At 37.8% G+C, this 15,555-nt stretch carries 12 protein-coding genes; 7 read left to right on the top strand and 5 right to left on the bottom strand.

All coding sequences use genetic code 11. The features are described from left to right. Nucleotides 1–182 (top strand): hypothetical protein (locus GQO39_RS08970; protein ID WP_210349157.1); only part of this gene is annotated, 182 nt, incomplete at its 5' end. A gap of 532 nt (nt 183–714) precedes the next feature. Here the strand turns inward: GQO39_RS08970 and mgtE are convergent. Next, nucleotides 715–2,091 carry a magnesium transporter gene (gene mgtE, locus GQO39_RS03455; protein ID WP_156850956.1) on the bottom strand — a complete coding sequence of 459 codons (1,377 nt, stop codon included), beginning with the start codon at nt 2,089–2,091 and terminating at the stop codon, nt 715–717. Nucleotides 2,092–2,414: 323 nt separating this feature from the next. Here mgtE and GQO39_RS03450 point away from each other — a divergent pair, with 323 nt between their 5' ends. Then, nucleotides 2,415–4,439 (top strand): M3 family metallopeptidase, encoded by a 2,025-nt coding sequence (locus tag GQO39_RS03450; protein ID WP_156850955.1) that lies wholly within the window; start codon nt 2,415–2,417, stop codon nt 4,437–4,439. Between the two features lie 143 nt (nt 4,440–4,582). Here GQO39_RS03450 and GQO39_RS03445 read toward each other — a convergent pair whose 3' ends face one another. Continuing rightward, nucleotides 4,583–5,644: an SGNH/GDSL hydrolase family protein gene (locus GQO39_RS03445; protein WP_198039406.1), complete on the bottom strand. Its 1,062-nt coding sequence runs from the start codon at nt 5,642–5,644 to the stop codon at nt 4,583–4,585. A gap of 15 nt (nt 5,645–5,659) precedes the next feature. Further along, on the bottom strand, nt 5,660–6,916 hold the full coding sequence (locus GQO39_RS03440; protein ID WP_156850954.1) for a lytic murein transglycosylase: 1,257 nt from the start codon (nt 6,914–6,916) through the stop codon (nt 5,660–5,662). Between the two features lie 279 nt (nt 6,917–7,195). Here GQO39_RS03440 and galU point away from each other — a divergent pair, with 279 nt between their 5' ends. Together galU and GQO39_RS03430 are read left to right on the top strand one after the other, a co-directional pair. After that, nucleotides 7,196–8,086 carry a UTP--glucose-1-phosphate uridylyltransferase GalU gene (galU, locus tag GQO39_RS03435; RefSeq protein ID WP_156850953.1) on the top strand — a complete coding sequence of 297 codons (891 nt, stop codon included), beginning with the start codon at nt 7,196–7,198 and terminating at the stop codon, nt 8,084–8,086. Nucleotides 8,087–8,125: 39 nt separating this feature from the next. Further along, nucleotides 8,126–9,118, top strand: coding sequence for a KpsF/GutQ family sugar-phosphate isomerase (locus GQO39_RS03430; RefSeq protein ID WP_156850952.1), 993 nt, complete (start codon nt 8,126–8,128; stop codon nt 9,116–9,118). 269 nt (nt 9,119–9,387) lie between these two features. Here GQO39_RS03430 and omp10 read toward each other — a convergent pair whose 3' ends face one another. Further along, a complete protein-coding gene (gene omp10, locus GQO39_RS03425; RefSeq protein WP_007551902.1) occupies nt 9,388–9,747 on the bottom strand; it encodes an outer membrane lipoprotein Omp10 in 360 nt (119 codons plus the stop codon). Nucleotides 9,748–9,997: 250 nt separating this feature from the next. Here omp10 and GQO39_RS03420 point away from each other — a divergent pair, with 250 nt between their 5' ends. From GQO39_RS03420 to guaB, 3 genes are all read left to right on the top strand, one after another. After that, on the top strand, nt 9,998–11,371 hold the full coding sequence (locus GQO39_RS03420; RefSeq protein ID WP_156850951.1) for a sigma-54-dependent transcriptional regulator: 1,374 nt from the start codon (nt 9,998–10,000) through the stop codon (nt 11,369–11,371). Nucleotides 11,372–11,800: 429 nt separating this feature from the next. Then, on the top strand, nt 11,801–13,372 hold the full coding sequence (locus GQO39_RS03415; protein WP_156850960.1) for a phospholipase D family protein: 1,572 nt from the start codon (nt 11,801–11,803) through the stop codon (nt 13,370–13,372). A gap of 145 nt (nt 13,373–13,517) precedes the next feature. Next, nucleotides 13,518–15,017: an IMP dehydrogenase gene (gene guaB, locus GQO39_RS03410; RefSeq protein ID WP_156850950.1), complete on the top strand. Its 1,500-nt coding sequence runs from the start codon at nt 13,518–13,520 to the stop codon at nt 15,015–15,017. Between the two features lie 161 nt (nt 15,018–15,178). Here guaB and GQO39_RS08800 read toward each other — a convergent pair whose 3' ends face one another. Beyond that, a complete protein-coding gene (locus tag GQO39_RS08800; RefSeq protein ID WP_198039405.1) occupies nt 15,179–15,328 on the bottom strand; it encodes a hypothetical protein in 150 nt (49 codons plus the stop codon). Nucleotides 15,329–15,555 lie beyond the last annotated feature (227 nt).

The raw sequence follows: 15,555 nt of genomic DNA, 5'->3' as shown, positions 1-15,555 counted from the left end.
TGCTTTATAGAGAAATGTTAGAAAATCCTATTCCCCAACTTTTATCTACGCATCCCTCACTTAAAAAAACATATGGAAAATCAATAAGTTGTTTAAATAAAAAAGAGTATTACTCTTGGAAGAGGAGGAAATATTTTTATGGAAAAGTGTTTGCAAAGATTTTTAATATTCCATTGGCTTAGAAAAGTTTACCTAAAAACTTCCAAGTATGTGAGCACTTTACATAAGGTATGCATGAAGAAAACCAATAATAAAATTTGTTCCTTATAATCAAAGTGTATACCTTACTTATATCAATACCCAAATTCGATGTAATTTTGTGTTGGTAAAGCATTGGTTTATTATGATATAGTTATTATTTTCTATCTTGAGTAAGAATGCTAAATACAGGACGTTCTTTCTTATACTCTTTCATTATAAACCAAAAAATTACTTATTTGTACGTTACAAGAGAGATTGATGTGTGGCAAAAAATTCATTGGAAAAAAACACGCAATATGCCTTTCGTGAACTGTTTTAACGGTAAGAGCAGTTATGACATTGAAAGCTGGAAAGTAGTATGATGGGATTGGTTTATATTGATCTCCTCTCAGATCGTATTTGTTCTCGTATTTAAACAGTACATTAGCGTATATTAGATTTTTTTAAAACTGCTGTTATAGATATGCTAATCTCTTTTTTTGACTTGTCATTGAACAGTTTTTGCTTCTCATTTTAGAGCAGAGTGCCAGATAAGATAAGGGAAGCTACAGAAAAGTAGATAACAATTCCCATGACGTCCACTAAAGTTGCGACAAGAGGAGCTGAAGCACTTGCTGGATCAAATCCCAAGCGTTTAAGAATAAAAGGAAGCATGGAACCAGACAAAGAGCCAAATGTGACAATTCCGACTAAAGCCGTGCCTACTGTCATGGCAATGAAAATCCAATGTTCACCATAGTTGTAAATACCAAGTTTTTGCCAAATAGCAATACGCATCATTCCGATAACTCCTAGTAAAAGGCCAAGGAATATCCCTGCTGGAATTTCACGAAGGATAATTTTCCACCAGTCTCTGAGTGTGAGTTCACGTAATGCTAGTGCACGAATAATGAGGGATGTTGCTTGCGAGCCAGAGTTTCCTCCCGAGCTCATGATAAGAGGGATAAATAGGGTAAGAGTGATGACTTTTTCAAGTTCTGTTTCGAAATGTTGCATAGCGCTTGCTGTCAACATTTCGCCAAGGAAAAGTAAAGCAAGCCAACCACCACGTTTTTTCATCATCCCTAGAAAGTTGATCTGCATATAGGGTTTATCGAGAGCTTCCATACCTCCAAATTTGTAGGCATCTTCACTCATTTCATCAACCATTGTATCAAGTACGTCGTCAACGGTCACAATACCAATAACATGGTTACAGTCATCGATAACTGGCACAGAGAGAAGATCATGGCGCTGAAAAAGACGAGCAATGTCTTCATGGTGTGTAAAGGGAGATATTGTAATGGGGGTATCATGTGTAGAGACGTTTAGAATTTGATCATCAGGAGAGGCAAGGATAAGGTTACGCAGTGAAACGGCTTTGAGAAGAGTGCCCGTTTTAGGATCGATAACATAGCTTGTATAAACTGTTTCACGTGTTCGTTCAACATCACGAATATGATCCAGAGTTTTTTTTACGGTCCAGTTTGCTGGAACAGCTATAAACTCTGTTGTCATCAGTGCACCTGCTGTATGATCAGGGTAACTGGTAAGTTTTTTTAGTTCAGCACGCGTTAAGGGTTTAAGCAATGTATAAAGTTGCGTGCGGGTTTCTTTATCCATTTCTTGAAAGACATCAGCAGCAGCATCAGCAGACATACCATCAAGAATTTCAACGGAACGATTCACAGGGAGAAGTTCGAGAATAGCTGCTGGTTGTTCAAGTTCTGGTTTGTCAAAGAGTTCAATGACATAATCAAGAGGCAAAAGGCTAAGAATAGCTACACGTTCCATGATATCGAGATCATTGATGATATCAATCGAGTCAGCAAAATGATAATTCTTTAATTCTTCGGCGAGAGCTTCTGGAGAAAAATCTTTGAAATCGAAGGTCGTTTTAATTTCAGTCATAATAAAGTACCTTCTGAAGGATTGGAGAATTATAAATTCAGATCATGGATAGGGATAAAACGATAGGGTAAAACAAAAGTTATGAAAGATTTAAAAAAACACTCTTCAACTATACTTCTAATTGTTAATATTTGAAATAAAGTTAATGACAGATTACAGGTTATAAACAATTTCCTGAATCAAACATGTAAGGATTCTTATTTTTCTGCCAAAATAGAGGTCTGAAAGGGACTTTTGAAGCGCACTAAATGATTTTAGTGTGTTATTTTGTATGGTACAGGTAATTGTTACACTTAAATGTATAATTGGAGACAGAGAGTATTATGACAAAAGTAGCAGTGTTGGACTGGGGGGGATTTTCAGGGCTTCCTGATTTTTCGTCAATAAATGATGAAGATTTTGCTCCCGCTTTTGAACAGGCGCTTCAAGAAGCAGAAAAAGAAATAGAAATGATTGCAACGGTACGAGAAGCACCAACACTTGAGAATTTTTTGCAACATTTTGAGCTTTGTGGCAAAGCGCTTGATTGTGTATGTTCAATATTCTTTTTGCGCTCAAGTACTCATAGTAACGCATTGATTCAGCAGTTAGAGCAAGACTTTGTTGTAAAACTTTCTCATTATTCTTCAAAAATTATGATGGATACACGAATATTTGCAAAAATAGATGTGCTTTATAAACAGTCGCAGCAAGGTATGTATGATAGTGAAACGACGCGTGTACTTGAATTATGGTGGAAAAAGTTCGTTTGTAACGGTGCAAAACTTGATGAAAAAGGTAAGAAACGACTTATTGAAATTAATGAAAAACTTGCTTTTTTAAATGCTACTTTTGGTCAGCACGTCTTAAAAGATGAAGCAGAATGGGTTTTATTTTTAGAACAAACAGATTTATCTGGTTTGCCTGATGATCTCATTGCTTCAATGAAAGAAATGGCACGCGAAAAAGGAAATGAAGGAGCTTATGCCTTAACATTAGCACGCTCAGTTATTGATCCTTTTTTGAAATTCTCTCATCGTCGTGATTTGCGTGAAATAGCATTCCAAGCTTGGTCTAAGCGTGGTGAAAATAATAACGAGAATGATAATCGAGCGATTATTTTAGAGATTATTGCACTTCGAGATGAGAAGGCTAAACTATTGGGGTATAGATCTTTTGCAGATTTGAAACTTGATAATACCATGGCCAAAAGTGTTAATGCGGTTATGAATTTGCTTACACCTGTATGGGAACGGGCAAGAGTTAAGGCTTCTAGCGAACAGATTGAATTGCAAAACTTTGCGAACAATCATGGAAGCAATGAAACTTTAGAAGCCTGGGATTGGCGTTATTACGCTGAAAAACTCCGCGCTGAAAAATTTTCTTTCGATAGCTCTGAAATTAAATATTATTTTCAGCTTGATCGCATGATTGAAGCGGCTTTTGGAGTAGCAGAAAAACTCTTTGACATTACATTTGAAGAAAAAAATGCTGTTACACTTTGGCATCCTGATGCACGTTTGTGGGAAGTAAGAAAATCTGATGGAAGCTTGCTTGGACATTTTATTGGTGATTATTTTGCGCGTTCGTCAAAACGGTCTGGGGCGTGGATGAGTAGTTTGCAGTCGCAACATAAACTGGATGGCGGACAAAAGCCTATTATCTATAATGTTTGTAATTTTGCTAAGCCACCCGCAGGAGAGGTTGCTCTTTTATCACTTGATGATGCGCACACACTTTTCCATGAATTTGGACATGCGTTGCATGGTTTACTTTCTGATGTAACATGGCCATCTGTAGCGGGAACATCGGTTTCTCGAGATTTTGTTGAACTTCCTTCTCAACTTTACGAACATTGGTTAACTGTACCAGAGGTCTTAAAATCTTATGCTACGCATATAAAAACAGGACTTCCTATGCCACAAACATTGATGGATAAAGTTCTATCCGCACAAACATTTAATGCTGGCTTTTCTGCAATTGAATTCACCTCATCAGCTCTAGTAGATATGGCTTTTCATCAAGGTGAAAAGATAACTGATCCAACAATATTTGAGCGTCAAGAATTAGAAAAGTTACAAATGCCTAACACAATTATTATGCGTCACCGTCCTCCGCATTTTACGCATATATTTTCAGGAGATGGTTATGCCGCTGGTTACTATTCTTATATGTGGTCGGAAGTGCTTGATGCTGATGCTTTTCAAGCTTTTGAAGAAACGGGTGACGTTTTTAATTTAGAGCTTGCTAATAGGTTGAAACGTTTTATTTACTCTGCTGGAGGCAGTTGTGATCCAGAGGAGCTTTATAAAGCTTTCCGAGGACGGCTACCTTCATCGGAGGCAATGATTAAAAAACGTGGACTGTAAATTATAACGGTATGGTTTAGACTATACCGTTGTTATATACTTTTCTACGGTTGATATTTATGAGAATTTTTACCCCCATCATCATGTGGACAGAGTTTTTTTTATTTGTGAAGAAAATTAAGTTTTTCTGTTTTTAACAGACATCATGGGAAAGAAAAATTATCAGCTCGGTCTTTTTGATGACCATTTGGCAAAAACCATGATTTCTTTATGAAACTTTGATCTATTTTGTCCAGTAAGCCGGTATTTTGTTGCGTCATGCCATCGAGAGTCATAGGGGATTGGCGTTCAATATTCTGTGATTCTTGGGTAAACTTTGGAGTGTTGCTATTGATCAAAAGTAAATTTTCACGGGAGAATGTTTGAAAATTTAAAATGTTTTCTAATTTTTTTTCTAAATAAGAAGCGAGTATCCTCTTTCCTTCAGAGGTAAAATTGATACCATCACGAGTACGTAATTTAATGATTTTTCCATTTGTATCGTAGCCTAAAAAAGAAAATTGACCTTGTTCATTAACAAATCCCCTCCAGACATCGACAAAATATCCTCCTGCTATTTCTGTTGCTTGTTTGTAGAGCTCATTAAAAAATTTCATTTTTTGTGTTAAATTATCATTTCCAAAAGCAGGTTGCCCCATCCATATCCATGGTTTTCCCGAAGTATGAAGGCTTTCAGCAATTTCGGTAATTCTTTGTTTGTATATGTCTAGCCATTCGGGCTGAATCGTACTGAATATGCCGTGAGGCGTTTTGATTGGTTGATTATCATTTGCACCTATCACCATAATAATAGCGTCGGGTTTATTTTTATTAATGAGTTTAGAAATATTGTTTTTCCAAGAAGTCTGATTTGTTTGGATTAAGCCAGAAGATGGCATTGTATTATTTATAATGATAATATAGCGATTATCAGTAAAAAGCTTTTTGAGTGCATCGGCAACAGCAGAAGCGACAAAGTCCCCTATGACGAGAACACGTTTTGCATTTTCTTCTTTTCGCTTTTGTGCGGGTTTTTGTAATACAATCTTTTTTAGTTGTTTATATATTTTTTGTTCTATAGTTTGTGGTGGTTGTTGCTCTTGTTTGTTATGTTGCAACAACCATTTAAAGAAGTTTGTTGCTTTACTTGGAGATGGTTGTATGACATTCACGGTAAAGAGAAAGAAAAGCAGAAAAATCCAGTATATCGGGCGGAGATGGGACAAACACTTTACTCCAGATTATTGTTTACGCAGGATAGAAAGAACAGCAGGGGTTGGATATCCATTTGGCTTTAAGCCGTGACGCAGCTGAAAAGCTTTGAGTGCTTTTCGAGAGGCTGTACCGATTTTGCCATCAACTTTTCCTTTATAATAGCCAAGTGCAGTTAAACGAGATTGCAGCTCTTTATGCTCATGGAAAGTAAGAGGCTGAAATGGTCGTTGCCAATCTTGAACCAAGCTAGGCTGTCCAGCAATGCGGTTAGCAAGAAGAGCGACAGCGAAAGCATAGCGATCTGCATTATTATAACGTTTAAGAACAAAGAAATTTTTTGTTACTAAGAATATAGGACCTTTGGGTCCATCAGGGTATTTCAATATTGCTCGTTCAGATGATGCAGGAAGAGGATGCCCATTCGCGTGCTTTACACCTAGTTTTGCCCATTTCTCGAAGGAATACCAATCCTCAGGGAAATTTTTCCCTTGTGGCAATTTAACTTCTACTCCCCAAGGGAGGTTAGACTGCCAGCCATTCATGTGGAGAAGATTAGCAGCGCTAGCAAGAGCATCTGGAACAGAGGTCCAAATATCACGCCGTCCATCTCCATCTATGTCAATAGCATAGGCGAGATAACTGCTTGGAATAAATTGCGTATGTCCCATTGCCCCAGCCCAAGAGCCAGTAAGTTGCGCACGTGTAATTTCACCACTTTGGAGAATTCTCATGGCAGCAATCAACTGTGCATGCGCGTATTTTGCACGTCTTTGATCAGCATAGGCTAGGGTTGCAAGTGAGCGAATGGTATCACGCATCACACTTTTATTTTTTAAAATTTTTCCATAATTGCTTTCCATTGACCAAATAGCCAAGAGAATATTATGATCAACACCAAAACGTTTTTCAATTTGAAGAAGCCACTTTTTCCATTTTTTGGCTTGGCGCTGTCCTTCTATAATTGCAATATCATGGACACGATTGTCGAAATAGTTCCATGAAGGATCGACAAATTCTGGCTGGTATGCAGCTCTTTCTAGAACTTTTTGATCAATTGCATTGACGCTCTTAAAAGCCATATCAAACGTAGAGGGTGAAATATTGTTAGCAAGAGCTGTTTTTTTAAATTCTTTAATCCAGTATTTAAAACCACTATCAGCATGTAAAAATGATGCAAAAGACATTAAAAATGCAGAAAAAAGAACCGCGAAACCTATGATAAAAGTTTTCCGACTTATTGATTTTTCTAAAGAAGAGAAAGTTTTTGATTTTATTTTTTGCATTTTTTAACCTCCTTCAATATTTAAGTGTTTTAGTGCGCAAGGACTTCATTTTTGTATTTGGTTTTATTGATGATGTTATCAAGCGCATAAGTAAAGGCTAAAACAGATTATTTGTTTTGAAGGAATATTTTCAATAACTTATCATGCTCTTACATCTCTTTCCTGTCCATTATAATGGCAGTTAAAACAATAAGATATCTTTTTTACCATTTAGTAAAAACATATGTTAAATGAAGTTAGAAATTTATGCAATTCATGAGAAGAAGCAGGAGGGTAAGAGTGCGTAAAATCCGGAAAGCAGTATTTCCTGTTGCTGGTCTTGGTACACGTTTTCTTCCTGCAACAAAAACAATTCCTAAAGAAATGCTGACTGTTGTTGATAAGCCCATTATTCAATATGTTGTTGATGAGGCACGTGAAGCTGGTATTGAATATTTTATTTTTGTTACTGGACGCAATAAAGCAGTCATTGAGGATTATTTTGATGCGCAAGTCGAGCTATATACAGCTCTTGCCGAACGTGGTAAAATAGAGGAACTTGAACATTTACATAGTTTACAGCCCCCGCCAGGGTCAACTTCTTTTACGAGGCAACAACAGCCTTTGGGGCTAGGGCATGCTCTTTGGTGTGCGCGTGAATTAGTTGGTGATGAGCCTTTTGCTTTGTTATTACCGGATATGCTTATACAATCTAAAAAGGGGTGCCTTTCTGAGATGATCAATCTTTATGAGGAAACTGGAGGAGGAAATATTATCGCAGTTCAGGAGTGTGATCCTGAAGAAGTCCATAAATATGGTATTGTTGGACAAGGAAAGCAGATTGCGCACGGTTTTAAAATCACAAAGATGGTAGAAAAACCAACAAAAGGAACAGCACCATCAAATCTGTACATTAATGGACGTTATATCTTGCAACCAGAAATTTTTAATATTCTCTCAAATCAAGAACGAGGAGCAGGAAATGAAATTCAATTGACAGATGCGATGGTACGGCTTTCAAAGGAACAGGATTTTTTCGGTTTCCAGTTAGAGGGTCTCACTTTTGATTGTGGTTCTAAAGCTGGTTTTATTGAAGCCAACGTTGCATTTTCTTTAGCGCGTGCCGATATGCATAGCCAAATTGCTGCTTCATTAAAAAATTTACTAGAAACTATTAAAATTGAAAAATAATATAGATCTCTCGTTTAATTTCATCTATCAAACTTGATTATGATAATACAGTCTTCTCATATGGTGTTGCAGGGCGCCATTACGTCAGCGCTTAAAACGCTTGCGAGTGAAAAACAAGGACTTGAAGCTCTTGAAGCAGCTCTTCTTGGAAGTCTTTCTTCCTCTTTTGAAGCTGCTGTTCAAATTATCAGAAATGCTAATGGTCATGTGGTGATTACGGGGCTTGGGAAGAGTGGTCATATAGGTACAAAAATTGCAGCAACCTTAGCTTCGACAGGGACACCTGCCTTTTTTGTTCACGCTGCGGAAGCCAATCATGGTGATCTTGGTATGATTGGCTCTGGTGATGTTATTATTGCCTTGTCATGGTCAGGTGAAACTTCGGAATTAAGTGGCATTATTAATCATGCTGCGCGTTTTCGCACGCCCCTTATTGCTATAACCTCGGGTGAAAGCTCTGTATTAGGGCGACAGGCTGATATCGTACTTTTGTTGCCAAAGATAGAAGAAGCTTGTCCCCACGGGCTTGCTCCTACAACTTCAACTGTTATGCAATTGGCGATGGGAGATGCATTAGCTGTTGCTCTTTTAGAAATGCGTGGCTTTACTGCAACGGATTTTAAAATTTATCATCCTGGTGGTTCTCTTGGTGCAAGCCTGAAATATGTGCGTGATATTATGCATGAGGGTAATCATCTTCCTTTGGTTGTGCAGGGGACAACTATGACTGAAGCGATGAATGTTTTGGTTGAAAAACATTTTGGCTGTGTTGGCGTTGTCAATAAAAAAGGTGAATTAATTGGAATTGTGACCGATGGTGACCTTGCACGCAACATTCACTTTAACTTATCAGAATTTAATGTTGATGAGGTGATGACGAAAAATCCTAAAATTGCGGAACCAAATACACTCGTTGGAGCTGCAACGGCTTTTATTAATGAGCACCATATCGGTGCTTTTTTCGTTGTTGAGAATAAAAAACCGGTAGGAATTGTTCACTTTCATGATCTTTTGCGCATTGGTGCTGCGTAAATTAAATGGCCCATATCAGATAAAGCTTTATTTTAGAGTAAAATAGGTTAAACAATAACAAAGACAAAATTTTGTTGCGCAGAAGTTTTCTTGGTGTTTCCTAGAAAGGATGGTTATTTTACACATTCCATGGTGATAGAAAATTCTGCTTGCAGAGGACTATATCAATGTTTTGCGTATTTTGGAGAAGATTCCTCTCAGGAGGAAAAAATATCGCCTCCTGTTATATACATGCTCACCATATTTCTAATAGAATCTGTAGCTTTCATTTAAAATTTTCTATTAAGGGAAAATTGTGATCCTGTATGTGATGTGCAGAAAAGCTGTGTTGCCTCACGTGACATTATACAACTTACCCGAGATATTGTCCCACGGAGAATGGAGCGTATTTCAATTTCTATATGTTGGGCATTGACATAATTATATGTACCTTCTGATAGTTTTTCTTCTGTATCTGCTGCGCGTGTTTCAAAAATACCTTCATGGAAAGAAGAAATGATACCATTTTCATCAACCCACTTACCATCAATTCCAGCCGGTATATTTTGGCTATAATATTGAGAAAATCCACAGGCACTTAATACTAAAGCGATGATTGTAAGGCATAAAATACGGTAAGTATGTTTCATTTGTTTCACTCTATTTATATTATTACTCTCTAGCTTTTATAACATTGTTAAATTACCCCATGAGTAGATATGAAAAATTTGATGAAAATCAATGAAAAAGCAAAAAAATGGAAAAAAATGCCTTAATGTTGTATTTAATTAGCAGCTTGATAAAATTTTTAGATGAAATACAAGAGACGAAATATTTTGATGGTTTACAACAATTTTTACATTAAACCGCTTAGTAGTCTCAAAGGAGATTGTTGAAATTATGGTTGGTCCCATTCTTGTTGCGAGTGAAGATTATGGAAGACGTATAGAGCTTTCTGCTATGCTCCGAGGTTTTGGTTACCGTGTCATTGAAGCAGAAAATGGTCTCCGTACGATTGATCTTTTACACAGACGTAAAAATATTGTGCTTGTACTCCTTGATGTAGTCATGAGTGATTTGAGTGTTGGCGATCTGATTAAAATGATTAGAGTTACTGGTGTTTCTGTTCCTCTTGTTGTGATAGCACCACAAGAGAATCAAGATTTACTCCAGAAAGCTTTAACAGCTGGAGCTATTGATTATTGGATTCATCCAGTTACACCACTACGGTTGAGAGTCACTTTGGATACACTTTCTCTTATTTCTGCATTGGAGCGTGAGGTTCGTTATATTCGGCGAAAAAATGAGAATCATTTGCGCTTTTCTGATCTCTGCATAAAAAGTAGAGCAATGCAGATAGTTTTGGAACAATCGAGAAAAGCAGCGGCTTCTTTACAGAATCTTTTGATAGAAGGTGAAGTTGGAACTGGTCGCGAAACATTAGCTCGCATTATTCATCATGAGGGTTTGTTATCGGATGGGGCTTTTATTCGCTTCCAATGTTCAGCTATCATTGATCCAGAGGAAGAAAATCGCCACTGGTTTAAGAAATTTCTCCCGCTGGTTTCTACTCTTAAAAAGGGGACACTTTGCCTTTGTGATGTTGATCGGCTCGAACCCATACAACAAAAGCGTTTTGCAGGTTATCTTCAGGAGAGGGCAAAGGTGACAAAAAACAATCCTCCCCTCTTTCGTATCATGGCTATTTCAGCGTCGCGACTTTCAGATCTGGTTAGAGAAGGTTATTTTTCGCGCAGTTTGTTTGAACAGCTTTCCCAATTATCAATTAGTGTTCCTGCTTTGCGGGAATTGAGGGATGATTTTCCAGAGCTTACGCAACGTTTAATTGACCGCATTATTGCGGAAACAGGGCGCTCACATGTACATGGTTTAGCAGGGTCGGCTCTTTCATTGCTTATGCAGTATGATTGGCCTGGTAATCGGGGTGAACTTGAGAATTTTCTATTTCGCGCAATTTTACTCAGCGAGGGGCCCTTGTTAACTGTGCGGGATTTTCCCCAATTAATGGGAAGCTCATTAATGAGTGTTCCAAATATCATTGAGAGTGATGTTCAAGAAGATCATGAACAAGAAACGATACAATTTTTAAATGCTGATGGGCATGTTCGCACTTTTGCAGAAATGGAACATGATATTATTGAGCAAGCGCTTAAACATTATAAGGGACATATGAGTGAGACTGCTCGCCGTCTTCATATCGGGCGCTCTACACTTTATCGAAAAATAGAGGAATTGAGAGTAATGAAAAGCTAAAAATAGAAGTAAAATCACGATAAATCTCCATTCGTAAGAAGTGATTTTCAGAAAAAATGTCGTATTTTTGGTAAAGACAGAGGAGGGTGTCTAGCTTTTAAAAGAAATGTTATTTATTGTGGAGCTCAGGTATTGAGAATAATTTTGAAAACGCAATTAAGTATTGATTTTGTTTAACGGAATCATTTTCGGTTTTCTTTTCTTTGTTCAGTCTTTACAGCTTTAGCCAATTTTACTTTCATTTAAGATGAAAGATAAGTTTTGCGCTTTGGTGTTGGAACTAAAATTCTAGCATCATTGATATCAGATTTATATTCTCTTAAGCAAGAGGTGACATTCTACTATTGGATGATTCAGATAGGATCATTGATTTTATGTGCTTTGTATCGATGGTAGTGCAGTGGCTTGAAAATAGAAAGTTTATTCTCTTTGACTCTGTTACAGATTGTGATCGGTTTTATTATATTCTTTTTTGTTGCGTCTATGTTGGCGATTTACACTTATGGGCGTTTTATGAAAAGTGCTAGGGGGGCGTGTTCTTACGCGTTAAATGTTAAGAAAGATGAAACCAAGTTTGATCGTATAGTAAGCCAATTGGCAGAGAAAACAGATGGGTTAGGGATTGATAAAGACGCCCTTTCACTTATCATCAACAATTTAGATGCATTTTGTGTTCGTGTGATAGGAGCAGCACAGGCGGGGCGTAGTCTTGATTTGATGTATTATATTTGGGATGATGATTTAACAGGTCGTCTATTATTAAGTGAAATAGTGGAGGCAGCTGAGCGTGGTGTGCGGGTGCGCCTTCTTTTAGATGATATTAACGCTCAAGCACGTGACCCAGCTTACATTGCGCTGGATAAACATCCTCATATTGAGGTGAGAATATTCAACCCAGGGCGATCGCGTAAGGGTGGTTTACGTCGTGGTTTGGAGATTATATTGCGGGCAGTTACTATAACACGCAGAATGCACAATAAAGCTTTTATTGTGGATGGCCGAATGGCTTTTGTAGGAGGGCGTAATCTTGCAGATTCTTATTTTGACGCTGGTGAAGAATCGCATTTTCGAGATTTAGATCTGATGTTAATCGGTCCCTCGGTTAAAAAAGTAGAAACAATTTTTGATGACTTTTGGAATAGCGCTGTAGTTTTACCAATTCACACTTTGGTTGTTCCTAAAAGTGCAAATGATCTTGGTTATTGGAAAGACAAATTACGAAAGTTCCGTGATTCCAAGGTTGCAAAAGTTTATTTAGATTATGTCAAGGAACGTATTAATTTTGACTGTTTTATTCAGACAGGGAAGAAATTATTTTTAGCAGATAAAGTTATAGTTCTTTCTGATCCTCCGGAAAAAGCATTGCGCAAAAAAGCAGGAAATTGGCTTATGAAGGTACTCTCAGAGGTTATTGGGGGTGCTAAAAAAACGGTTCAGATTACATCACCATATTTTGTTCCTGGTAAGGTCGGTACGCAGAGTTTTGGTAATTTGGTTTCAAAAGGTGTTGATGTCAAAATTCTTACAAATTCTTTAGCGGCGACTGATGTAGCACTGGTGCATGGTGGTTATATGCCGTATCGTAAAGCATTATTAAAAAGTGGTGTTAAGCTTTATGAGTTAAAACCGAATGGAAATACTCATGGATTGCGATTGTTTCGGTCAAGTAGAGCAAGCTTACATACTAAAGCTTTTTTAGTTGATCATAAAACCGCTTTTATTGGCTCTTTAAATTTTGATCCTAGATCAGCTGCGTTGAATACAGAAATGGGTATTCTTTTTGAATGTGCACCGATTACAGCGAGATTGGATTTGCTTTTTTCTGAAGAAACAACGGGTGAGATGAGTTATCACCTCCGTCTTGGTGATAATAACCACATTTATTGGGATTTTATTGAAAACGAAAAACAGCAAAGTGTTAATTATGAACCAGAAAGCAATTTGGGGCGTCGTGCGTTTGCCAAAATAATAAGTTGGTTACCCATTGAATCACAATTGTAGATTTTATAAACTATAATCGGAAAATTATTTTTCTTTTCATTTTTCTCGTAGCATGGCATAGTTTTCTGCCAATCCGCGACGTATGAGAACCGCAGTTGTATTTTAAAAACACCTTGCGGTGTTTTGTTATAAAAGGAAGTTGGCTATGGCAAAGATTGTTGAAACAGGGACAGGTGCATTGGCACTGACTTTTGATGACGTGCTTTTACAGCCTAGTCATTCTCTTGTCATGCCCAGCCAAGTAGATCTTAAGACGCGTATTGCAGCTGATATTGAGCTGAATTTACCATTGCTTTCTGCGGCAATGGATACTGTGACAGAATCGCGTTTGGCAATTGCTATGGCTCAAGCGGGTGGTCTTGGTGTTATCCATCGTAATATGTCTCCTGCAGAGCAGGCTGAAGAAGTGCATCAGGTAAAAAAATTTGAATCTGGTATGGTTGTTAATCCAGTAACAATTGGGCCAGATGCAACACTTGAAGAAGCAAAAGCCTTGATGCGTTCTCATGGCATTTCGGGTATTCCTGTTGTTGAAATTGTCACTAAAGATAAGACTGCTGGGCGTCTTGTTGGTATTTTGACGAATAGGGATGTGCGTTTTGCATCGGATCCAAAACAAAAAATTTATGAATTAATGACGCATGAAAATTTGATCACAGTGCGTGAAAATGTTCAACTCAGTGAAGCAAAGTATCTTTTACATCATCACCGTATTGAAAAATTATTGGTTGTAGATGAACAAAATTGCTGTGTCGGCTTGATAACAGTTAAGGATATTGAAAAAGCACAATTAAATCCAAATGCTGCCAAAGATTCCCAAGGTCGTTTGCGTGTTGCAGCTGCTAGTAGTGTGGGGAATGATGGAATTGAGCGGGCTGAACGACTTATTGATGCTGGTGTTGATGTACTAGTGATTGATACAGCACATGGGCATTCTCAACGTGTACTAGAAACCGTTGAGCGTATTAAAAAAATGGCGCCCTCTACAGCTGTTATTGCTGGTAATGTAGCGACTTCTCAAGCAACACAGGCGTTAATTGATCGTGGTGCAGATGCGGTAAAGGTTGGTATTGGTCCTGGTTCTATTTGTACAACACGAATTGTTGCAGGTGTTGGTGTGCCTCAGCTTGCTGCCATTATGAATGCTGCAGAAGTTGCTGAAAAAGCGGGTATTCCTATCATTGCGGATGGTGGGATTAAAGCTTCGGGTGATTTTGCTAAAGCTTTAGCAGGTGGGGCTTGCGCTGCTATGATCGGATCTCTCTTAGCCGGTACAGAAGAAAGTCCTGGTGAAGTTTATCTTTATCAAGGACGGTCTTTTAAAGCTTATCGTGGTATGGGATCAGTTGGTGCTATGGCGAGAGGATCGGCAGATCGTTATTTTCAGGATGAAGTGCGTGATGAACTTAAATTGGTTCCCGAAGGTGTGGAGGGTCAAGTTGCTTATAAAGGCTCTATAGCATCGGTTCTACATCAGCTTGCTGGTGGGTTGCGTGCTTCGATGGGGTATGTTGGGGCAAAGAACCTAGCGGAGTTTCGTGAAAAAGCAACGTTTGTTCGTATTACCAATGCCGGACTCCATGAAAGTCATACACATGATGTTGCTATCACACGAGAAAGTCCAAATTACAGAGGTCCAGTTTGATTTATTAAGGTCTTAGAGCCATATTACATGGTATAAAGATCTTTTGAGAGAAAGAGTTTACCATTTTTTTTTCTTTGTGATGTGGTATGATGATCCCAAAAAGGAAAGAATTGGGGGTTGATGTCCCAATTCTTTCTGTAGGTTATATAAAATTAAGGGAATTAACTTTTTGTAGTTTTCCGTACCGACTTTGACGCGCGTTGGCGAGTGTTAACCTGATCACTTTGGACGGATTTCTTTCCATTGTTTGAGGGTATTGTATTGTGACGGCTTTTAGATGAAGTTGTTTTTCCATTATTGTAAGTATTCATTATTTTCTCCTTTTAAATTGTCTGGCCTCAAGCCAGTACAGTAAAAACGGTCATGCCAAATAGTGGTTCCAAGCGTTTTTTTTAAAGTTAACATTTTATCGGTAATAAGATGCATTTGCATGGTCTTAGTAGAGCTGTTTTTTCTATCTTTTCAGAAAGAGAGCATTTTCAAGATAATAGATACTTGATGTTATGTGCTGTTATATAAGGTTATCAAATTTTTATTT

This window comes from Bartonella refiksaydamii, assembly GCF_902652675.1.
Taxonomy (GTDB): Bacteria; Pseudomonadota; Alphaproteobacteria; order Rhizobiales; family Rhizobiaceae; genus Bartonella; species Bartonella refiksaydamii.
The sequence above is the reverse complement of the archived record's forward strand: the minus strand, read 5'-3'. Positions and strand labels throughout refer to the sequence as shown.